We start from the raw sequence: 20,288 nt of genomic DNA, 5'->3' as shown, positions 1-20,288 counted from the left end.
CACGGGGACAGGACATGAAAACTTCGATCGCGACGGTATCGGTGTCGGGCAACCTGCGGGAAAAGCTGGACGCCATCGCGGCGGCGGGGTTCGACGGGGTCGAGATATTCGAGCAGGATTTCATCGCCGACGAAAACAGCCCGCGCGACGTGGGCAACATGATCCGCGATCAAGGGCTGGAGATCACCCTGTTCCAGCCCTTCCGCGACTTCGAAGGCCTGCCGAAGGGGCCGCTGCGCGACAAGGCATTCGACCGGGCGCAGCGCAAGTTCGACCTGATGGACGAGCTGGGCACCGACCTGGTGCTGTTCTGTTCGTCCTGCCACCCCGAGGCGCTGGGCGGGATCGACCGCGCGGCCGAGGATTTCGCACAGCTGGGCGAGATCGCGGCGGCGCGCAACATCCGTGTCGGCTACGAGGCGCTGTGCTGGGGCCGCCACGTCAACGACCATCGCGACGCCTGGGAGATCGTGCGCCGCGCGGACCATCCCAACATCGGGCTGGTGCTGGACAGCTTTCACACCCTGGCGCGGGGGATCGACCCCGAGACGATCCGGCGCATCCCCGGCGACAGGATCTTTTTCGTGCAGCTGGCGGACGCGCCGAAGATCGACATGGACCTGCTGTACTGGTCGCGCCACTTCCGCAACATGCCGGGTGAGGGCGACCTTGACGTGGCGGGCTTTACCCGCGCGGCGATGGCGGCGGGGTACAGCGGGCCGATCAGCCTGGAGATCTTCAACGACCAGTTCCGGGGCGGGTTGTCGAGCAGCGTGGCCAGGGATGGCTACCGCTCGCTGGTGGCGCTGATGGACGACGTGCGCCGGGCCGAGCCGGAGGCGGGCGTAAACCTGCCCGCCTTTCCGCCCCGGGTCGAGGTGGCGGGCGTCAGTTTCATCGAGTTCACCTCGCGCGGGGCGGAGGCGCAGGCGCTGGGCGCGCTGCTCGAGACGCTGGGCTTTGCCCGCGTCGGCACGCATATCTCGAAGAAGCTGGCGCTGTGGCAGCAGGGCGAGATCCGCGTGCTGATCAACGAGGAGGCGGGCGATTTCGCAGGATCGGTCTACAACGCGCGCGGCACCTCGATCTGCGACATCGGGCTGAAGGTGGGATCGGCCGCGGACACGGTGGCGCGCGGCCAGGCGCTGGGCGCGCAGCCGTTTTCGCAGGCGCTGAGCCCCGGGCAGCTGGAGATCCCGGCGATCCGCGGGTTGGGCGGCAGCCTGCTGCATTTCCTCGATGGCGCGACGGCCGAGGTCTGGTCGGCCGAGTTTTCGCCGGTGGCGGCGGACGCGGCGGGCGCCGGGCTGACGCGGATCGACCACGTGGCCCAGACCATGACCTATGACGAGATGCTGAGCTGGTCGCTGTTCTACACCTCGCTGTTCGACATGGGCAAATCGCCCATGGTCGACGTGACCGACCCGGACGGGCTGGTGCGCAGCCAGGCGCTGGAGGCGCGGTCGGGGGCGTTCCGGATCACCCTGAACGGCGCCGAGACGCACCGCACCTTTGCCGGCGCCTTCCTGGCCGAGAGCTTTGGCGCGCCGGTGCAGCATGTCGCGCTGGCCACGGACGACATCCTGGCCACCGCCGAGGCGCTGGCGGCGCGCGGGTTCGAGCCGCTGGTGATGCCGAACAACTACTACGCCGACCTGGTGTCGCGCTTTGACATCCCCGAAGAGCGGCTGGCGCTGCTGCGGCGCTACAACATCCTCTATGACCGCGACGCGCGGGGGGAGTTCCTGCAGCTCTACTCGCGGCCCTTCGCGGGCGGGATGTTCTTCGAGATCCTCGAGCGGCGCGATGGCTACGGCGGATACGGCGCGCCGAACGCGCCGTTCCGGATCGCGGCGCAGAAGCGGCTGATGCGGGCCAAGGGGATGCCGCGCGGCTGAGGAGGCCCGTCCGCGCACTGGCCGTCGCGTTTCTCCAACGCGCCGTCCGACGCGCGGACGGGCCTTTGTGTCTGAGCGTGGATGGCGTCAGGGTGCCTTGCGGCCTGCGAGGTCAGCGCGCCTTGCGGCGCAGGCGGATCACCACGTCGATCGAGGCGATCTCGGCCCCGTCGGGGGCATCGGGCAGGCGGGTGATCTGCAACTGGTCGGCCGGCGCGTCGGTGAGGCGGCCGTCGTCCTCCCAGAAAAAATGCGGGTGGTCGTGGGTGTTGGTGTCGAAGTAGCTCTTGGAGCCGTCGACCGTCACCTCCTGCATCAGGCCGGCGTCGCAGAAGGCCTTGAGCGTGTTGTAGACCGTGGCGAGCGAGACCCGTTCGCCGTGGCGCTTGGCGGCGTCAAACAGGCTTTCGGCGGTGACGTGGCGGTTCTGGCCGTCGCCGACGAGAAGGGCGGCAAGGGCGACACGCTGACGGGTCGGGCGCAGGTCGCTGCGTCCGAGCCAAGTCTTGCCGCGTTCGATCGCCTCCGGGATCATGGGCTTCCACGTTTGTGTCCTGTCACCCGGTATATAAAGGCCCATGGCGCGGGAATTCAATGCAAAAGGCGGCTGAGCGGCCCTGGCGGGCCACTTGCCAGCGGCGCGGGGCGGGTGCTAGACGGGGTCGAACGTGAGACAGCGAGAAGGGGCCCGCCCGCATGGCCGACTATCCCACCAGCTTTGGCAAGGACGACCTGCTGAAATGTTCCAGGGGCGAATTGTTCGGGCCGGGCAATGCCCAGCTGCCGGCGCCGCCGATGCTGATGATGGACCGCATCACCGAGATTTCGGGCGACGCAGGACAACACGGCAAGGGACATGTTGTGGCGGAGTTCGACATCGACCCCAACATGTGGTTCTTTGAGTGCCATTTTCCCGGAAACCCGATCATGCCGGGGTGCCTGGGGCTGGACGGGCTGTGGCAGCTGACCGGGTTCAACCTGGGCTGGCGCGGCTGGAAGGGCCGGGGCTATGCGCTGGGCGTGGGCGAAGTGAAGCTGACCGGCATGGTGCGCCCGGACCGCAAGATGTTGACCTACAAGGTGGATTTCACCAAGGCGCTGCAAACGCGGCGGCTGACCATGGGCGTCGCGGACGGCATCGTGGAGGCCGACGGCGAGGTGATCTACGTGGTCAAGGACATGAAGGTGGCCCTCAGCGAGAGCTGATTTCGCGGACTCGTCATACTCCGGTCTGGTGGGGAAATCCCCGTGTTTCGGGCGGTCCATGGGGCCGCCCGTTTTGTACAAAACGTACGTCTTGTACGCGAAAAATGTCGTTTTGTACAAAGCGGCAAGGGTTTGTTCATGGGTGTCGCGGCGCCGGTGCGCCGGTGCGGCGGGGCGGCGCGGGGCCGGGGAGGCGATGCGCGGGGGCCGCGCATCGCAGGGGGGCAGTTCGACTTGAACAGCCGGTTGACCCCGGCGCTCTTGGCGCTCGTGTGGTCCTTGTCACACTGGTAATACTTGCCGTCGACGTGCTCGCACTTGGCGGCCAGCTTGTTGCAGGAGTCGGTGCTGTCGCATTTGCAGGTCCAGGGCTTGAGATTGGTGCTGGGGTTGCAATTGGTCCCCTCGAGCGGACCGCCGGGGGCCTTGAGGCCCTGGGCGGCGGCGGGTCCGCCAAGCAGCGCGGCAAGTCCGAGCACGGCGAGCGTTGTCAGGGTGCGGGTCGTGGTCATGGGAAATCTCCTATGGAATGCGGGCATCAAAAATCGCGACGAACACACAGGGGAGCGCGGCCGGGGCAATCTCCCGGAGCGCTGCGATGGGTTGGGTTGGCACCGCCGCACCCCCAGCCTGCCGGTTCGCGGACCGCTTGTCAGGTCTGGAATGCCGGACGCGGATCGGCGGTGGCTGGCCGATGGGGGGTGTGGTGCGGGGTGTGTTCGGGCGGTCGCGGTAGCGGGAGGTGTTGGGGAGCGGTGCGTGCGAGCACGCACCCTACGGGTTGCCGGTTAACGATGTCGGTGAGGCAAGCGAAGCTTAAAGTGGCTCAAATCCGGCTTCGTGCCTTGCCTTGAAGAAGAGGCCGGTGTATCCGTGGAACATAAGGAAAACATCCAGGCGGCATCCAGAACCTATGGGTTATACTCATCTACCATGGCAGATTAGTGACGAGAAGCGGAAGCAGTATGCTTTGTCCTCAAGGTCTTCTCAGATTGCCAGAAAAATGGCGGACAGAAAAGCTGCAAGCACCGATCCAGTTGAACTAAAACCCGGTTATGATCCGCTCTTGGACATGCCTCAGCTTAGTAGTGTTCAGGTCAAAACTCTATCTTTGTTTAGTGGTGGCGGTGGGCTGGATTTGGGCTTTGATTTGGCTGGATTCGAGCATTTTGCATCCTACGAAATCCTACCTTTTGCAGGCGAAACTCTCTCTAAGAACCGCCCGGATTGGAGGATTTTTAGTGGTGAGCTTGGAGATGTAAGGGAGCAGAATTGGCGGGAGTTGAAGGGGGTTGTCGACTTGATCCATGGAGGCCCCCCGTGTCAACCGTTCTCAATTGCAGGTCGGCGCAAAGGCAAGGATGATGCTCGGGACATGTTCCCAGAGTTTGTTCGAGCAGTTTTGGAAATAGAACCAGTTGTGTTCATTGCGGAGAACGTACCTGGATTTTTGTCTTCGAAATTCGAAGAATATCGAAATTCTCTGTTGGCGCGATTGAAAGGCAAATACAGAATATCGACAAGTGTTCTCTTTGCTGACGACTTCGGCGTCCCTCAGAGAAGAGGGCGGGCCGTAATGATTGGTGTTCGCTCAGATTTGGGGCGTTCTGTAGACTCTAAAGCCTTCGAGAAGAGCAATGTTCGACGGGGTGTGCGAGAAGCCTTGGGGTTGGATTTATCGAGCGCCGATGGTCCTGCGCCCACTTTGCGTTCTACACTTACCGGTCCTCGGCAAACCACATCCGTTGCAAACAGCACTGCGGCAGTCAAGCGCTGGAAGGAATATGGGATTTGGCCGCATGGGGTTTCGCCGAATCCCACAATCGCTCGTTCATACCCTACGAAAGATGGCACGCACAGAATGTGCGTCGAAGAGTGTCAGTTGCTTCAAGGTTTTCCACTTGAGTGGGAGTTTGTTGGCGCAGTGTACCAAAGACTAGGGATGATTGGAAACTCAGTATGCCCGCCTGTGGCTTACTCAATTGCCAAAGCGATCCGAAATCAAATTTTCAATTCCTGACGAACAAGTCGACGCAGTTCTTCGCTATGATCTTTTGTAATTATCGGGAGATTGTTGAGAACGTTTGCAGGAATGTGGGGATTGTTCAGTGTGCTCCCTCTCTCCAAAACGTACTTGCACCTTAACCGTAAGATTTCGAGCATTTTTTCCGGAGAGTAGCCGCCTTCCAAATCGAAATTCTTGATGTACTGCTCTTTCGAAAATTGGTTCTTATGTAGCATCTTTGCATCATCTATTGTGTATTGATCTTTTTGTCCGCAGATCGCAAACAAGTCTTCGATCTCAAGCCGCCCAGGCGCTCTTACGGACAGCAAGAAGTCCATTGAAATGTACTGTCTCTTCTCTTCGATCCAAGATGACATCATTCTTGGGGAGGCGTACCGGGTGAACCGTAGAGCTTTTCCGTTCGAGGTGTAGAAGCCAAATAGCCAATGTTTATCCTTCCACTTCTCAATGTGGCTCATGCCGAAATCGCGGACAGTGGTCATTGAGCTTTTCGTTGTGCTCTTCAACTCGAACTCAATGGTAATTCCATCTATTTCAAGTTCCGCATCTATGCCGTCACGCGAGCGTGCCGATGGGCGTGAAAGTTCGAATAGTTCAATCTGCTCTTCTTCTCGTCGGTCATCTTGGACAGACATTTGCACCTCTTTGGAATCTACGTGGTTCAATCGTTCACGCTGCTTATTAATGTAGACAGACTTTATGGCTCGCCTACAAGGTGTTTTCAACAACAGCTCTACTACTTCGCTCTCCCTCCCACCTTGCACCTCCCCCCCTCCTTGACCTACTAACATCCTGACACATCAGGAGGAGGCTCCATGCGCCGCGTCGTCGTCACCGGGCTCGGGATTGTCTCGAGCATCGGAAACACCGCCGAAGAGGTCCTGGCCTCGCTCCGGGCGGGCCGCTCGGGGATCACTGCCAACGAGCAGATGAAGGAGCACGGCTTTCGCAGCCAGGTTGCGGGGGCCATCACGCTGGACGTGGCCGAGCACATCGACAAGCGGACGCTGCGCTTCATGGGGCCGGGGGCGGCCTATGCGCATATCGCCATGGCGCAGGCCATCGCCGATGCCGGGCTGGAGGAGGGTGACATCGTCAACCCGCGCACCGGGCTTGTCGCCGGGTCGGGCGGGCCGTCGACCAGCGCGATGCTGGCGGCGCACCAGACCGTGCTGAGCAGCGGGGCGACCAAGCGGGTGGGACCCTTTGCGGTGCCCAAGTGCATGTGCTCGACCGTGAGCGCGAACCTGTCGACCGCCTACAGGATCAAGGGGATCAACTACTCGATCACCTCGGCCTGCTCGACCAGCCTGCATTGCATCGGCAACGCGGCGGAGCAGATCATGATGGGCAAGCAGGACGTGATGTTCGCGGGCGGCGGCGAGGAGCTGGACTGGACCCTGTCGTGCCTGTTCGACGCGATGGGCGCGATGTCGTCCAAGTTCAACGACACGCCGGAGCGGGCGAGCCGGGCGTTCGACAAGGACCGCGACGGGTTTGTCATCAGCGCGGGCGGCGGGATCGTCGTGCTGGAAGAGCTGGAGCACGCGCGGGCGCGCGGGGCGAAGATCTACGCCGAGGTGACGGGCTACGGCGCGACCTCGGACGGGGCGGACATGGTGGCGCCCTCGGGCGAGGGCGGCGAGCGGGCGATGCGGCTGGCGCTGTCGACGCTGCCGGAGGGGCGCCGCGTGAGCTACATCAACGCGCACGGCACCTCGACCCCCGTCGGCGACGTGGGCGAGATCCAGGCGGTGCGGCGGGTGTTCGGCGAGGGCACGACGCCGCCGGTGTCGTCGACCAAGTCGATGACCGGGCACAGCCAGGGCGCGACCGGGGCGCAGGAAGCGATCTATTGCCTGCTGGCGCTGCATCATGATTTCATCATCCCGTCGATCAACGTCGAGACGCTGGACCCGGCGCTGAAGCCGGAGGAGATCGCGACGACGCTGGTGGAGAAGGCCGGGCTGGACTCGGTGATGACGAATTCATTCGGCTTTGGCGGCACCAACGGGTCGATGGTGCTGTCGCGGTTTGTCGAGTGACGACACGGGAGGGGCGGGCATGACGATATCTCTGGAGGGCAAGCGCGGGCTTGTCATGGGGGTGGCGAACGAACGCTCCATCGCCTGGGGGATTGCCAAGGCCTGCGCCGACGCGGGGGCGGAGCTGGCGTTCACCTACCAGGGCGAGGCCTTTGGCAAGCGGCTGGAGCCGCTGGCGGAAAGCGTCGGGTCGAGTTTCATGGTGGACGTGGACGTGACCGACGATGCCTCGCTGGATGCGGCGTTCGCGGCGCTGGAGCGGGAGTGGGAGAGCGTCGATTTCCTGGTCCACGCCATCGCCTATTCCGACAAGAATGAGTTGACGGGGCGGTTCCTGAACACCTCTCGGGCGAACTTCAAGCAGTCGATGGACATCTCGGTCTACAGCTTCATCGAGGTGGCGCGGCGGGTGCATCCGCTGATGAAGAACGGCGGCACGCTGCTGACGCTGACCTTTCTCGGCAGCCAGCGGGTGGTGCCCAACTACAACGTGATGGGCGTGGCCAAGGCGGCGCTGGAATCGACGACGCGCTACCTGGCCAATGACCTGGGGCCGGACGGCATCCGCGTCAACGCGATCTCGCCGGGGCCGATGAAGACGCTGGCGGGCGCGGCGATCGGTGGCGCGCGGCGCACCTACAAGCACACCGAGCAGAACGCGCCGCTGCGGTCGAACGCCTCGCTGGAGGCGGTGGGCGGCACGGCGGTCTGGCTGATCTCGGACGCAGGCGCCTATACCACCGGAGAGGTGATCCTGGTGGACGGCGGCTATCACGTGCTGGGGATGCCCCAGCTGGACAACCTGTGATGCGGGGCGCGCTGGCGGGAGCCGCGCTGCTGGCGCTGGCGGGCTGCATGCAGGGGGTGGCGCCGGGGGCCACGGGCGGCGCGCAGGGCGCAGAGGCGCGCAAGCTGTCCAATGGCATGACCAAAGCGCAGGCCGACGCGGTGTTCGGCCTGGACGCGGGATACGAGCGCAACCCGGCGAACTGGGACGAGGCCTGCGTCAGCTATGCCTACGGATCACCCGAGGCGCCGCGCTATGTCCATGCCGTGTTCCGGGGTGAGACTCTGGTGCGGTCGACCGACGGGCACGGCGCGATCTGCACCTACGGGGCGGCGCTGTAACCTCTGCCCTGACGATCCTCTCCCTGCCACGGTACAGGGCCACAGCGCGTGTCGCGTTTCAGGGCGGGTCCGCCGCGTGGCGCAGCAGGTGCAGGGCCGAGGCGACGAGGATCGCCGCCAGCGCGGGCAGCAACACCGCCTCCGGCACGACCCCCAGCAGGCGGCCGCCGAGGTACGCCCCGGCGACGGACCCCGCCGCCATGACCGCCACGAACGCCCGGTTGCGGCCGAGCACGGCAAAGCTGCCGTCGCGGCTGTAGCGGGCGAAACTGGTGAGCATGGTGGGCAGGCTGATCGCCAGCGACAGGCTGCCGGCCAGCTTGATGTCCGCGCCAAACAGCAGCACCAGCGTGGGGATCAGCAGCTCGCCCCCGGCGACGCCGAGCAGGGCGGCGACGATGCCGATGGCAAAGCCCGCCAGCACGCCGAGGACGGCGCGGGCCGGCCCGGCCTCGACCAGCGCCGCGCCACCGCCGGGCGCGTGACCGGCCACCAGCACCACCGCGATGACCAGCAGCAGCGCGGCGATGACGTGGTTCAGCGCGCGCGGTTTCAGCCGGGTGGCCCAGCCGGCCCCGGCCCAGGCGCCGCAGAGGCTGCCGGCCAGCAGGTTCAGCATGACGGGCCAATGCTCCGCCAGCAGGGCCAGCGGCACGGTGTCGGCGCGGAACGGCAGGGCGGCGGCGACGACGACCAGGCTGAGCGCCTTGTTGAGAACGACCGCCTCGAGCGTGGCAAAGCGGAACACGCCGATCAGCACCGGCAGCCGGAATTCCGCGCCACCGAGGCCGATCAGCCCGCCCAGCGTGCCGATCACCGCGCCCCAGGCCCCGGCCATTGCAAGGCGCGCCCGCCCGGTCATCGCGGCGGCGGGCCGCCGCTGTCGGCCTCCTGCGCGACGTGACCACGGGCCACCGACATCGTCTTGAGGATGGCGAACACCGGGTCGCCCGGGGCGAGGGCCAGCATCTCGCAGGCGCGGCGGGTGATGCGGGCGACGATCTGCTCATCGCCGACGCGGATGCGCACCAGCACGCCGGGACCTTCGCCCGGGGTGGCCGAGACGACGCGCCCGGCGAGGATGTTTTGCGCCGACAGGCCCTCGGGCCGTTGGCGCGACAGGATGACCTCGTGCGCCAGCACGCGGACGCGAAGGCGCTGGCCCGGCGCGCCGTCGACCCGTGGCAGCCAGATCGGCCCGCCCGCCGTGTCCAGCCGGGTCATGCCGTCGCTTTCCTGCGCGGCGACGCGGGCGGGCAACATGGCGGCGATCTCGCGCAGGCCGAGGTGGCGCAGGGCGGCCGGGTCGGACATGACGGTGGCGGTGCTGCCATCGGCGACGATGCGGCCACGGTCGATCACCACCATGCGGTCGGCCAGCAACTGCGCCTCGCCGATGTCGTGGGTCACGAGGACGACCGGCATCGACAGCTGCGCGCGCAGGCCGATCAGCTCTTCGTGCAGGCGGTCGCGGGTGGGGCGGTCGACGGCCGAGAACGGCTCGTCCAGCAGCAGCACCTCGGGGCGGCGGGCCAGGGCGCGGGCCAGCGCCACGCGCTGTTTCTGCCCGCCCGACAGTTCGGCCGGGCGGCGGTGCCCGAGGTCGCCCAGGTGGACAAGGTGCAAGAGGCGCGCGGCCTCCTGCGCGCGGACCCTGGCGGGCAGGTCGCCCATGGCGGCGGCGACGTTGCCCGCCGCCGTCATGTGCGGAAACAGCGCGAAGTCCTGGAACACCAGCCCGGCCCGCCGGCGATGCGGCGCGAGGCAGAGCCCCTGCGCGGTGTCGAGCCAGGGCGTGCCGGAGACCGCGATGCGGGCCGCGTCAGGCCGCCAGAAGCCGGCGATGGCGCGCAGCGTCGTGGTCTTGCCCGAGCCGGAGGGGCCGACCAGGGCCAGCAGCTCGCCCTCGCCGACCTCGAAGGCGAGGTCGAGCGGGATGGGCGCCTGTGCCCGCAGGCGGACGGTCAGCGTCATTGGCCCAGCCTGCGGCCGACGCGCGAGGACAGCGCAAAGGTGGTGGCGATGGTGATCAGCGAGACGGCGACCAGCACCGCCGACATGGTGGCGGCGGACTCCATGTCGAAGGCCTGCACGCGGTCGTAGATGGCGATGGCGATGGTGCGGGTCTCGCCGGGGATCGAGCCGCCGACCATCAGCACGATGCCGAATTCGCCCAGTGTGTGGGCGAAGGTCAGCACCATGGCGGTCATCACCCCCGGCCAGGCCAGCGGCAGTTCGACCCGCCAGAGCGCGCGCAGCGGCGACAGGCCCGAGGAGGCGGCGGCCTCGCGCAGCGAATTGGGGATCGCCTCGAAGGCGCGCTGGGCGGGCTGGATCGCGAAGGGCAGGTTGAAGATGACCGAGGCGACGATCAGCCCTTCGAAGGAAAACACCAGCTGCTGGCCGAACATCTGCTGCCAGAAGGCGCCCACGGGTGAATTGCGGCCCAGCGAGACCAGCAGGTAGAAGCCGAACACCGTGGGCGGCAGGACCAGCGGCAGCATGACCAGCCCTTCGACCAGGCCCTTGCCGCGAAAGCGCCGGGTGGCCAGCAGGCGGCCCATGAAGACCGAGACCGGCAGCAGCAGCGCCACGGTCCAGGCCGCGAGCGAGAGCGAGAGCCAGAGCGCCTGCCAGTCCAAGGGTCTACTCCGGCAGGGTGAAGCCGTAGCGCGCCATGATCGCGCGGGCCTCGGGCTGCTGGATGTAGGTGTAGAAGGCCTGCGCCACGGGGCCGGCGTTGCGGGTCAGGGCCATGCGTTGCAGCAGCGGCTGGTGCCAGTCGGCGGGGACCAGGGCGAACCGGCCCTGTTCCTGCAACTGCGGCGCCAGCGCCAGCGACCAGGCGATCAGGCCGCCGTCGGCATTGCCCGACAGCGCGAATTGCGCCGCCTGGCTGACGTTTTCGCCCAGCACCAGCAGCGGCTGGAGCGGCTCCCAGAGGCCTGCGTGTTGCAGCGCCTCCTGCGCGCGCATGCCGTAGGGGGCGTGGTCCGGGTTGGCGATGGCAAAGCGGGTGACGCGGCCCTGCGCCAGCGCGGTGCGCAGGTCGGCCAGCGTGCCGTCGGGTTGCAGGGTGGAGCCTGCGTTCGGGACGGCGAGGGCGAGGCGGCCGAGGGCATAAAGCGCGCCCTCGTCGCGCAGGTGGCCGTCACGGGCGAGATCGAGGACAAAGCGTTCGTCGGCGGCCATGAACAGCTGGAACGGTGCGCCCTCGCGGATCTGGCGGGCGAAGTTGCCGGTCGAGCCGAAGGACAGCAGCACCTCCTGCCCGGTCTCGGCGCGGAAGGCGGCGGCGATCTCCTCGACCGCGTAGCGCAGGTCCGAGGCGGCGGCGACGATCGGCGGGCCGTCCTGCGCGGCGGCCGGGCGGGCCCCGGTGAGACCGAAGGCAAGGGCAGACGCACCGAAGGCGCGGCGGGTGAGGGGCATGGGGTCTTCCGGATGGATATATCTTGCGGGAAATATCCACCGCCGCGCCGGGAGCGTCAATTGTTATTTCCCTTCGGGAATATCCCTGATCATGTGCTGAAGGGCCAGGATCTCGGCCGCGCCGGCGCTTTGCGCCTGGGCCTCGAAGGTCCGGTAGTGGCGCAGCACCTCGCGGCCGAGGTCGGTCAGATGCGCGCCGCCGACCCCCGGCCCGCCCCGCGCGCTTTCGACCAGCGGCGCGCGGAACATGGCGTTCAGCGCCTCGATCAGCGACCAGGCGCGCTTGTAGCTCATCTTCATCTCGCGCCCGGCGGCGGCGATCGAGCCGGTGCGGTCGATCCCTTCGAGCAGGTCGGCCTTGCCCGGGCCCATCATCCCGATGTCGCCGAAGACGATGCGCAGACGAAGGCGGGGCGGTTGGGTATGGCTGGACATATCCGCATGATATTCGCGGAATGTGCCGCGCTGGCAAGCGGGAACAGGCGGCACAGGGGCAAACGGTGGCGCGTCGGGCTGGCCTGCGGGGCGGGGGAGCCGGGCCGGACAGGAACCGCGCCGGCGCTGTGCGGCCGCATGCGACACCTGCCGGTGGATCCGACCGGCACCGAAAAGCAACAAAACAACATCTCGCGTCGGGGCGTGGGCTGACGGATGCCGGAAAAGCCAGCATGTTCAAGGGGTTGTGTCCAAACGGCCGCGCTTGGCGGCGCAGGAGGTCGGAGGGTTGCCCCAAGATAAATGTTGTTTTGTGGGTTTCTGCTGGCTAGGCTTCGCCCAAAGCCACGGGAAGCGACATGACGTCCAAGACGATCAGGCGGCGCGACTTGATCCAGCAAGTCGTCCAGGAGCGGGGCGGGGTCAGCGTGGGGGCCCTGGCCGAGATGCTGGGCGTGTCGACCCAGACCATCCGGCGCGACCTGGACCAGCTGTGCGACGGCGAAACCCTGTGCCGGGCGCACGGCCGGATCGAGCTGGCCGAGGAACGCCTGAACACGCCGTTTGACCAGCGCGCCGGGACCAACCTGGTGGGCAAGCGCGCGATTGCCGAGGTTGCGGCGGCGCGGATCCCCAACGGCGCGACGCTGTTCATCTCGATCGGGTCGACCGCGCTGAGCGTGGCGCGCGCCCTGCACCGCCGCAAGGAGCTGACCGTGATCACCAACAACCTGAGCGCCGCCATGGCGCTGAGCGAGGAAGTGTCGAACCGCATCATCCTGCCGGGCGGCGAGATCCGCCTGCCGGACCGCGATTTCGTGGGCGAGGAGGTTGTCGAGTTCTTTGGCCGCTACCGCGCCGAATTCGCCATCTTCGGGACCGCCGGGGTGGACGAGGACGGCGGCCTGCTGGAATTCCACCAGTCCGAGGTGCGCGCGACCGAGCGGATGCGCCGCAACGCGCAACGCTCGATCCTGGTGATCGACCGCAGCAAGTTCGGGCGGCTGGCCCCGGCGGTGGGCGGCAACCTGTCGGACATCGACCTGATCGTCTGCGACCGCGCGCCCGCGGCCGCCTATGCGCCGCTGATCGAGGGCCTGGGCCCGCGGATCCTGTTCGCCGAGGACGCCGAGTGACCATGACCAACCCCTTTGTTCACGTCGACAAGGTCGCCAAGCGCTGGAACGGGCAGCTGGGGGTCGAGGACATCACGCTGTCGATCCCGCGCGGTGCCTTTGTGGCGCTGCTGGGGCCGTCGGGCTGCGGCAAGTCCACCACGCTGCGGCTGCTGTCCGGGCTGGAGCTGCCCGACGCGGGGCGGATCATGATCGACGGGCGCGACGTGACCACCGCGGCACCGTCCGAGCGCAACCTGTCGATGGTGTTCCAGTCCTACGCGCTGTTCCCGCATCTCAGCGTGGCGGAAAACATCGTCTTTGGCCTGAAGGTGCGCCGGGTCGCGGCGGCGGAACGCCGGGCCAAGCTGACGCGGGCGCTGGAGATCACCGGGCTGCTGGGCCTTGAGGCGCGCAAGCCGGGCGAGCTGTCCGGCGGCCAGCGCCAGCGCGTGGCCCTGGCCCGCGCCATCGTCGCCAACCAGCCGCTGTGCCTGATGGACGAGCCGCTGTCCAACCTCGACGCCAAGCTGCGCGCCTCGGTCCGCAAGGACATCAAGAAGCTGCAGGTCGACCTGGGAATCACCGTGGTCTACGTGACCCACGACCAGACCGAGGCGATGAGCATGGCCGATATCGTCGTGCTGATGAAGGACGGCCACATCCAGCAGACCGGCGCGCCCGAGGACCTGTATTACAAGCCGGCCAACACCTTTGTCGCGGAATTCGTCGGCGCGCCGCCGATGGCGCTGATCGACGGGACGGCGCTGCCGGGGTTCGAAGCGGCGCCGAAGATCGGCCTGCGGGCGGAAAACGTGCATGTCGCCGAGGCCGGGCAGGGCCGGTTGAGGTGCCTTGTGTCGGAATGCGAGTTCCTCGGCTCGGAAACCTTCATCGGGCTGACACATCCGGCGGCTACGGGACTGACCGTGAGCCTGCCGGGGCTGAAGCACATCCCGGCGGGACAGGAGCTGGAGATCGGTTTTGCCGACGAACACCTGCATTTCTTCGACGCGAGCGGCCGCAGGACGGACCCTCGATCCACCGGCCCGACGCCCTAGGCGCGGGCCACTGACAAACCCTGGGAGGACACGATGACACTGTTTACCAAGCTGTCGATGAGCGGCGCGATTGCGGCCATGCTGGCCGCGCCCGTCGCCGCCGAGACGGAACTGACGATGTATTACCCCATCGCGGTGGGCGGCGCGCTGACGGACGTGGTCGACGGGATCGTCGCCGAGTTCGAGGCGGCCAACCCGGACATCAAGGTCAACGCGATCTATTCCGGCAACTACGACGACACCCGCGTGCGGGCGCTGTCGGCGCTGGCCTCGGGTGAGCCGGCGCAGCTGGCGGTGATGTTCTCGATCGACGCCTACGACCTGATCGAGCAGGACCTGATCGTGGCCTTCGAGGACATCGCGGGCGTCGACGCGGCCTGGCTGGACAGCTTTTACCCGGCGCTGATGGCCAACAGCCGGATCGAGGGCAAGACCTGGGGCATCCCGTTCCAGCGCTCGACCATCGTGGCCTACTACAACAAGGACCTGTTCCGCGCCGCCGGGCTGGACCCCGAGGCGCCGCCGGCGACCTGGGACGACATGGTGTCGATGGGCAAGGCGCTGACCAGGGACGGCACCTACGGGCTGATGATCCCGTCGACCGGCTATCCCTACTGGATGTTCCAGGCGCTGGCGATCCAGAACGGCAAGGAGGTCATGTCGGACGACGGGCTGACCACCTATTTCGACGATCCGGCCGTGGTCGAGACGCTGGAATTCTGGAAATCGCTGTCCACCGAACACGGCATCATGCCCGAGGGCACGGTCGAATGGGGCACGTTGCGCCAGGCCTTCCTCGAAGGGCAGACCGCGATGATGTGGCATTCCACCGGCAACCTGACGGCGGTGAAGGACGCCGCCAGCTTTGACTTCGGCGTGGCCGAGCTGCCGGCCAACGTGCGTCCGGGATCGCCCACGGGGGGCGGCAACTTCTACGTCTTCAAGGACACGACGGAGGAGGAACGCGCCGCCGCGATGAAGCTGATCCGCTTCATGACCTCGCCCGAACAGGCCGCGGCCTGGTCGATTGCGACGGGTTACATGGGCGTGTCCCCGGCCGCCTACGAGACCGAGGCGCTGAAGGCCTATACCGCCGAGTTCCCCCCGGCGCTGGTGGCGCGCAACCAGCTGGACCACGCGGTGGCCGAGTTCTCGACCTTCGAGACGGCGCGGGTGCGCGACGGGTTGAACAATGCCATCCAGGCCGCCCTGACCGGGGCCAAGTCGCCGGCCGATGCGCTGGCCGAGGCGCAGGTCGCGGCGGTACGGCTGCTGAGGGACTACCAGTAACCTTCCCACGGGTGCCGGGCCGCGTGTCCGGCGCCCGCCTCGTGGCTGGCGAAAGGTCGTTGCATGGCGCATCACGTCAATATCGAACGCCGCAGGCAGGCGATCTATGGCTGGCTGCTGCTGTCGCCGGCGCTGGTGCTGCTGTCGACCTTTGCCTTTTACCCGTCGCTGGCGACGCTGTGGTCGAGCCTGTTCAGCCGCGAGACCCGCAGGAAGCCCAGCGAGTTCGTCGGCACCGGGAATTACACCGACCTGTTCGCCGATCCGACCTTCTGGAAGGTCGTGACCAACAACCTGATCTATGCCGGCGCGACGATCCCGATCTCGATCGCCATCGCCCTGGGCATGGCGCTGTGGGCCAATTCGAAGATCCCGGCGCGGGGGTTCGTGCGGACCGCCTATTTCACCCCGACGGTGCTGCCGATGATCGCGGCGGCGAACCTGTGGCTGTTCTTCTACACGCCGGGGCTGGGCGTGCTGGACCAGATCGGATCGCTGTTCGGCCTGCCGTCGGTCAACTGGCTGGGCCAGCCGGGCACGGCGCTGTGGGCGGTCATCGTGGTGACGATCTGGAAGGAGGCCGGGTTCTTCATGATCTTTTACCTCGCCGCGTTGCAGACCATCCCCGAGGACCTCAAGGAAGCCGCCGACATCGAGGGCGCCAGCCGCTGGACCTATACCCGGCGCATCGTGCTGCCGCTGCTGATGCCGACCACGCTGTTCATCATGGTCAACGCGCTGATCAACTCGGTCAAGCTGATCGACCATTTGTTCATCCTGACCAAGGGCGGGCCGAACGACGCGTCCAAGCTGATCCTCTACTACATCTGGGAGATGGCCTTTGCCTTCTTTGACGCGCCGCACGCGGCGGCGATGACCATCCTGGTGCTGGTGGTGCTGGGGGTCGTGGCGGGGGTCAAGTTCACCATCCTCGACAAGCGGACCCACTACCAATGACCGCGCTGTCCCGACACCTGGAGGCCTTTGGCGCGCTGCTGCTGGCGGTGATCTGGATCTCGCCCCTGCTGTTCGCCTTCTGGGCGGCGTTCCATGCGACCTCGGACGCGGTGAATTTCAACGTCACCTCACCCTGGACGCTGGACAATTTCCGCACCGCCTGGGCCGGCGCGCCCTGGCTGCGATATTTCCTCAACACCTTCGTGCTGGTGACGGTGATCCTGATCGGCCAGTTCATCGTCACGACGCTGGCCGGGTTCGCCTTTGCCCAGGTGCGGTTCCCGGGGCGGGACGTGCTGTTCATCCTGGTGCTGATGCAGCTGTTCATCCTGCCCGAGGTGCTGATCGTCGAGAACTACGCCATGGTGTCGCGGCTGGGCCTGTTCGACAGCATCCTGGGCGTGGGCATGCCCTACATGGCCTCGGCCTTTGGCATCTTCCTGATGCGGCAGGCCTTCAAGGGCGTGCCGATCGAGCTGCACGAGGCGGCGCGGGTCGAGGGCTGCGGCTGGTTCGGGATCCTGTGGCGGGTCTACGTGCCGCTGGCGCGGCCGACCTACCTGGCCTATGCGCTGGTGTCGGTCTCGACCCACTGGAACAACTTTCTCTGGCCGCTGATCGTGACCAATTCGCCCGACACGCGGCCGCTGACGGTGGGGCTGTCGATCTTTGGCGCGCCGGAAAACGGCGTCGACATCTCGGTGATCTCGGCGGCGACGATGATGTCGGTGGCGCCGCTGCTGGTGGCTTTCCTGGTGTTCCAGCGGCAGTTCGTGCAGGCCTTTTTGCGGGCGGGGATCAAGTAGGCGATGGCGCGGTTTCTGCAATTGTCCGACCTGCACCTGGTCGTGCCCGGCGCGCGGGTCTCCGGCCGGCTGGACACCCCGGCGCTGATGCGCGCGGCGGTCGACCGGCTGCTGGCGCGGCTGCCGGCGATCGGGCCGATCGACGCGGTGATCGTGACGGGCGACGTCAGCGACGACGGCAGCGCGGCCAGCTACGCCACGGCGCGGGCCGAGCTGGACCGGCTGGGCCTGCCGCTGCTGGCGGTGCCGGGCAACCACGACGCGCGCGCGGCGTTCCGGGCGTGCTTCGCCGATCTGCCGTTCATGCCGGAAGCGGGGCTGATCGACTGGGTTCAGGACCTGGGCGACACCCGCGTGATCGGACTGGACACGCTGATCGAAGGGCAAGGCGGCGGCGTGCTGCGGCCCGAAAGCCTGGAGCTGCTGGGGCGGGCGCTGGACACGGCGGGGGACCGGGCGGTGCTGGTGGCGCTGCACCATCCGCCGCTGCGCACGGGCATCCGGTTCATGGACGCCATCGGGCTGGACAATCCCGGCGCGCTGGCGCGGTGCCTGGAGCGGGCCAGGGCGCCGCTGCGGGTGATTGCCGGTCATGTCCACGGGGTGTTTCACGGCCAGCTGGGGCCGCATGCGGTCTGCACCGCGCCGGCGCTGTGCAGCGCCTTTGCGCTGGACCGCCGGGCCGAGGCGCCGGTGGGCTTCATGTCGGGGCCGACCGGCTGCGCCGTGGTGGACACCGCGCCGGGCGGAGTCTGGGCGGCGCTGCCGCTGGAGCATGGCGAGGGGCCGTTCCGGTTCTGATCGTGGCGGCGGGCGCCGATGACGCCCGCCGCGGGCCTGTGGGGGGGCGGATCAGGCCGGATCGTCCGGCCGCGTGCCCAGCGTGACCGTTGCATCGACCGGCTTGCCGCCGCGAAGCAGGCTGAGCGTCACCTCGCTGCCGGGGGCATCGGTGGCGATGATGCGGGTCAGGTCGCGCGGGTCGTCCACCGCCGCGCCGTCGACGGCCAGCACGATGTCGCCGCGGGTCAGCCCGGCCTGTGCTGCCGGGGTGTCGGCGCTGACGGCGCTGATCAGCACGCCGCGGGCGCTGTCGAGGCCGAGGGCGGCGGCGATGTCCTCGGACACCGGCTGGATCTGCACGCCGAGCCAGCCGCGCGTCACCGTGCCGTCATCGGCAAGATCGGCCACCACCCGCGCCGCCGTTTCGGACGGCACGGCAAAGCCGATCCCGACCGAGCCGCCGGAGGGCGAGAAGATCGCGGTGTTGATGCCCACCACTTCGCCCGCCGCGTTGAACAGCGGGCCGCCGGAGTTGCCCTTGTTGATCGCCGCGTCGGTCTGGATGTAGTTGTCGAACGGGCCGGAGTTGATGTCGCGGCCCAGCGCCGAGACGATGCCGGAGGTCACCGAGTTGCCGAGGCCGAAGGGGTTGCCGATGGCGACCACGTCCTGCCCGACCTTGAGCTGCGCAGAATCGCCGAAGGCCACGGTGGGCAGGTCGCCGCCGCCGTCGATCCGGATCAGGGCGATGTCGGTCGCGGGGTCGGTGCCCACCACCTTGCCCTCGACCTTGCGGCCGTCGGCCAGCGTCACGGTCACCGTGTCGGCGCCGTCAACGACATGGGCGTTGGTCACGACCTGGCCGTCGGCGGAGATGATGAAGCCGGTGCCGACGCCGTGCATCTCGCGCATGCCGCCATCCGGGGTGCCGGGCATGCCGAAGCGGTGCATGAACTGGTCAAAGGGAAAGCCCTGCGGCATGTCGGGCGTGTGGACGCCGGCGGGGGCCATCCGTTGCGTCACCTCGATGTAGACGACGGCGGGGGCGACCTGTTGCACCAGGTCGACATAGCCGCCCTGCGGGACGGCGGTCTGGGCCTCGGCGGGCGACACGAAGGCGGGCGAGAGCGTGGTCAGCGCCGTGGCGCCCATCAGGGTGCCCAGCACGAGCGCGGACATGCGGACCTTGTTTCCGAGCGATACCATGGGTGTCTCCTTGGGGTTGGGCCGGTCGTTTGACCGGCGGATGCCCAGCATCTGGGGGCGGCAGTTTTCCGGCGCCCGTCAGGAAGATTGCAAATCTGTGAGGTTTCTCACGAAATGGTCAGCGGCGCTGCCGCGCGCGGTGCCGGGGCCTGCGGACCCTTTCGAAAGCGGGCGGGAATGCCTAGCTTGACCGCGCAAGGCCGCGTTGCGGAGCCGCAAAAGGACGCCATGAAACTGCTTCTCGTCGAAGACGACCCGACCACCGCCGCCTACATCGTCAAGGGGCTGCGCGAGGAGGGGCACGTGGTCGACCACCTGACCGATGGCAAGGAAGGGCTGATGCAGGCGATGACCGGCGGCCATGACGTGCTGATCGTCGACCGGATGCTGCCGGGGCTGGACGGGCTGTCGCTGGTGCGGGCGCTGCGGTCGGCCAAGGTGACGGTGCCGGTGATCTTTCTGACCGCGATCGGCGGGGTGGATGACCGGATCGAGGGCTTGCAGGCGGGCGGCGACGATTACCTGGTCAAGCCCTTCGCCTTTGGCGAGCTGTCGGCGCGGATCGCGGTGCTGGCCCGCCGCGCCGCCCAGCCGGTGGCGGAGACGGTGCTGACGGCGGGCGACCTGTCGATGGATCTCGTCGCGCGCAAGGTGACGCGGGCGGGGCGGAACATCGACCTGTTGCCGCGCGAATTCGCGCTGCTGGAGCACCTGCTGCGGCGCAAGGGCCGGGTGCAGACCCGGACGATGCTGCTGGAGGCGGTGTGGGACCTGAACTTTGACCCGCAGACCAACGTGGTCGAGACCCATATCAGCCGGTTGCGCGCCAAGGTGGACAAGCCGTTCGACCGCGAGCTGATCCACACCGTGCGCGGCGCGGGCTACCGGATCGAGGCCTGA

At 67.2% G+C, this 20,288-nt stretch carries 22 protein-coding genes; 13 read left to right on the top strand and 9 right to left on the bottom strand.

The genetic code is table 11. From position 1 onward, the window contains the following. Window positions 1–14 precede the first annotated feature (14 nt). Window positions 15–1,898: a bifunctional sugar phosphate isomerase/epimerase/4-hydroxyphenylpyruvate dioxygenase family protein gene (locus tag MAA8898_RS08150; protein ID WP_094020509.1), complete on the top strand. Its 1,884-nt coding sequence runs from the start codon at window positions 15–17 to the stop codon at window positions 1,896–1,898. A gap of 112 nt (window positions 1,899–2,010) precedes the next feature. On the opposite strand, the gene irrA is transcribed toward MAA8898_RS08150, so the two are convergent. Next, window positions 2,011–2,433 carry an iron response transcriptional regulator IrrA gene (gene irrA, locus MAA8898_RS08145; RefSeq protein WP_094020508.1) on the bottom strand — a complete coding sequence of 141 codons (423 nt, stop codon included), beginning with the start codon at window positions 2,431–2,433 and terminating at the stop codon, window positions 2,011–2,013. 161 nt (window positions 2,434–2,594) lie between these two features. Here irrA and fabA point away from each other — a divergent pair, with 161 nt between their 5' ends. Next, window positions 2,595–3,104, top strand: coding sequence for a bifunctional 3-hydroxydecanoyl-ACP dehydratase/trans-2-decenoyl-ACP isomerase (fabA, locus tag MAA8898_RS08140; protein WP_094020507.1), 510 nt, complete (start codon window positions 2,595–2,597; stop codon window positions 3,102–3,104). Here the strand turns inward: fabA and MAA8898_RS25755 are convergent. Further along, window positions 3,062–3,616 carry a hypothetical protein gene (locus MAA8898_RS25755; RefSeq protein WP_141194815.1) on the bottom strand — a complete coding sequence of 185 codons (555 nt, stop codon included), beginning with the start codon at window positions 3,614–3,616 and terminating at the stop codon, window positions 3,062–3,064. The two genes, fabA and MAA8898_RS25755, sit on opposite strands and share 43 nt — an antisense overlap. Before the next feature lie 491 nt (window positions 3,617–4,107). Here MAA8898_RS25755 and MAA8898_RS08135 point away from each other — a divergent pair, with 491 nt between their 5' ends. Continuing rightward, window positions 4,108–5,124, top strand: a complete 1,017-nt coding sequence (locus MAA8898_RS08135) for a DNA cytosine methyltransferase (protein ID WP_217900493.1) — start codon at window positions 4,108–4,110, stop codon at window positions 5,122–5,124. Here the strand turns inward: MAA8898_RS08135 and MAA8898_RS08130 are convergent. Then, a complete protein-coding gene (locus MAA8898_RS08130) occupies window positions 5,106–5,765 on the bottom strand; it encodes a hypothetical protein (protein WP_217900492.1) in 660 nt (219 codons plus the stop codon). The genes MAA8898_RS08135 and MAA8898_RS08130 overlap by 19 nt on opposite strands. Before the next feature lie 180 nt (window positions 5,766–5,945). On the opposite strand from MAA8898_RS08130, the gene fabB reads away from it, so the two are divergent. Genes fabB through MAA8898_RS08115 form a run of 3 tightly spaced genes read left to right on the top strand, consistent with a single transcriptional unit; the run spans window position 5,946 to window position 8,303 of the window. Further along, complete coding sequence (fabB, locus tag MAA8898_RS08125) at window positions 5,946–7,175, top strand: beta-ketoacyl-ACP synthase I (protein WP_094020505.1); 1,230 nt, start codon at window positions 5,946–5,948, stop codon at window positions 7,173–7,175. A gap of 19 nt (window positions 7,176–7,194) precedes the next feature. Beyond that, on the top strand, window positions 7,195–7,983 hold the full coding sequence (locus tag MAA8898_RS08120; protein ID WP_094020504.1) for an enoyl-ACP reductase FabI: 789 nt from the start codon (window positions 7,195–7,197) through the stop codon (window positions 7,981–7,983). After that, window positions 7,983–8,303 (top strand): hypothetical protein, encoded by a 321-nt coding sequence (locus MAA8898_RS08115; protein ID WP_094020503.1) that lies wholly within the window; start codon window positions 7,983–7,985, stop codon window positions 8,301–8,303. Before MAA8898_RS08120 ends, MAA8898_RS08115 begins: the two co-directional genes overlap by 1 nt. Window positions 8,304–8,361: 58 nt before the next feature. Here MAA8898_RS08115 and MAA8898_RS08110 read toward each other — a convergent pair whose 3' ends face one another. From MAA8898_RS08110 to MAA8898_RS08090, 5 genes are all read right to left on the bottom strand, one after another. Beyond that, window positions 8,362–9,165, bottom strand: a complete 804-nt coding sequence (locus tag MAA8898_RS08110) for a sulfite exporter TauE/SafE family protein (RefSeq protein ID WP_094020502.1) — start codon at window positions 9,163–9,165, stop codon at window positions 8,362–8,364. Beyond that, window positions 9,162–10,277, bottom strand: coding sequence for a molybdenum ABC transporter ATP-binding protein (gene modC, locus MAA8898_RS08105; protein ID WP_094020501.1), 1,116 nt, complete (start codon window positions 10,275–10,277; stop codon window positions 9,162–9,164). Before modC ends, MAA8898_RS08110 begins: the two co-directional genes overlap by 4 nt. Continuing rightward, a complete protein-coding gene (modB, locus tag MAA8898_RS08100) occupies window positions 10,274–10,945 on the bottom strand; it encodes a molybdate ABC transporter permease subunit (protein ID WP_094020500.1) in 672 nt (223 codons plus the stop codon). Before modB ends, modC begins: the two co-directional genes overlap by 4 nt. A gap of 4 nt (window positions 10,946–10,949) precedes the next feature. Next, window positions 10,950–11,735, bottom strand: a complete 786-nt coding sequence (gene modA, locus MAA8898_RS08095) for a molybdate ABC transporter substrate-binding protein (protein ID WP_094020499.1) — start codon at window positions 11,733–11,735, stop codon at window positions 10,950–10,952. A 63-nt stretch (window positions 11,736–11,798) separates the two neighbouring features. Further along, window positions 11,799–12,170, bottom strand: coding sequence for a winged helix-turn-helix domain-containing protein (locus MAA8898_RS08090; protein ID WP_094020498.1), 372 nt, complete (start codon window positions 12,168–12,170; stop codon window positions 11,799–11,801). A gap of 359 nt (window positions 12,171–12,529) precedes the next feature. On the opposite strand from MAA8898_RS08090, the gene MAA8898_RS08085 reads away from it, so the two are divergent. The 6 genes from MAA8898_RS08085 (at window position 12,530) to MAA8898_RS08060 (ending at window position 18,200) form a co-directional block, all read left to right on the top strand. After that, complete coding sequence (locus tag MAA8898_RS08085) at window positions 12,530–13,306, top strand: DeoR/GlpR family DNA-binding transcription regulator (protein WP_094020497.1); 777 nt, start codon at window positions 12,530–12,532, stop codon at window positions 13,304–13,306. Window positions 13,307–13,308: 2 nt separating this feature from the next. Next, window positions 13,309–14,346: an ABC transporter ATP-binding protein gene (locus tag MAA8898_RS08080; protein WP_094020496.1), complete on the top strand. Its 1,038-nt coding sequence runs from the start codon at window positions 13,309–13,311 to the stop codon at window positions 14,344–14,346. A gap of 33 nt (window positions 14,347–14,379) precedes the next feature. After that, on the top strand, window positions 14,380–15,636 hold the full coding sequence (locus MAA8898_RS08075) for an ABC transporter substrate-binding protein (protein ID WP_094020495.1): 1,257 nt from the start codon (window positions 14,380–14,382) through the stop codon (window positions 15,634–15,636). Between the two features lie 63 nt (window positions 15,637–15,699). Continuing rightward, the gene (locus MAA8898_RS08070) at window positions 15,700–16,593 is read left to right on the top strand and encodes a carbohydrate ABC transporter permease (protein ID WP_094020494.1); all 894 of its coding nucleotides are present in this window, start codon (window positions 15,700–15,702) and stop codon (window positions 16,591–16,593) included. Then, window positions 16,590–17,399: a carbohydrate ABC transporter permease gene (locus MAA8898_RS08065; protein WP_094020493.1), complete on the top strand. Its 810-nt coding sequence runs from the start codon at window positions 16,590–16,592 to the stop codon at window positions 17,397–17,399. Before MAA8898_RS08070 ends, MAA8898_RS08065 begins: the two co-directional genes overlap by 4 nt. A 3-nt stretch (window positions 17,400–17,402) precedes the next feature. Then, a complete protein-coding gene (locus MAA8898_RS08060; RefSeq protein ID WP_094020492.1) occupies window positions 17,403–18,200 on the top strand; it encodes a metallophosphoesterase in 798 nt (265 codons plus the stop codon). A 51-nt stretch (window positions 18,201–18,251) separates the two neighbouring features. Here MAA8898_RS08060 and MAA8898_RS08055 read toward each other — a convergent pair whose 3' ends face one another. Next, window positions 18,252–19,388, bottom strand: a complete 1,137-nt coding sequence (locus MAA8898_RS08055; RefSeq protein ID WP_094020862.1) for a Do family serine endopeptidase — start codon at window positions 19,386–19,388, stop codon at window positions 18,252–18,254. A gap of 228 nt (window positions 19,389–19,616) precedes the next feature. On the opposite strand from MAA8898_RS08055, the gene MAA8898_RS08050 reads away from it, so the two are divergent. Next, window positions 19,617–20,288, top strand: a complete 672-nt coding sequence (locus tag MAA8898_RS08050; protein WP_094020491.1) for a winged helix-turn-helix domain-containing protein — start codon at window positions 19,617–19,619, stop codon at window positions 20,286–20,288.

Origin of the sequence: Antarctobacter aquimaris (assembly GCF_900184945.1) — a bacterium.
In the GTDB taxonomy this organism is placed as follows: Bacteria; Pseudomonadota; Alphaproteobacteria; order Rhodobacterales; family Rhodobacteraceae; genus Maliponia; species Maliponia aquimaris.
Note: the sequence above shows the minus strand (reverse complement) of the source record. Positions and strands in the feature narration are given on the sequence as shown.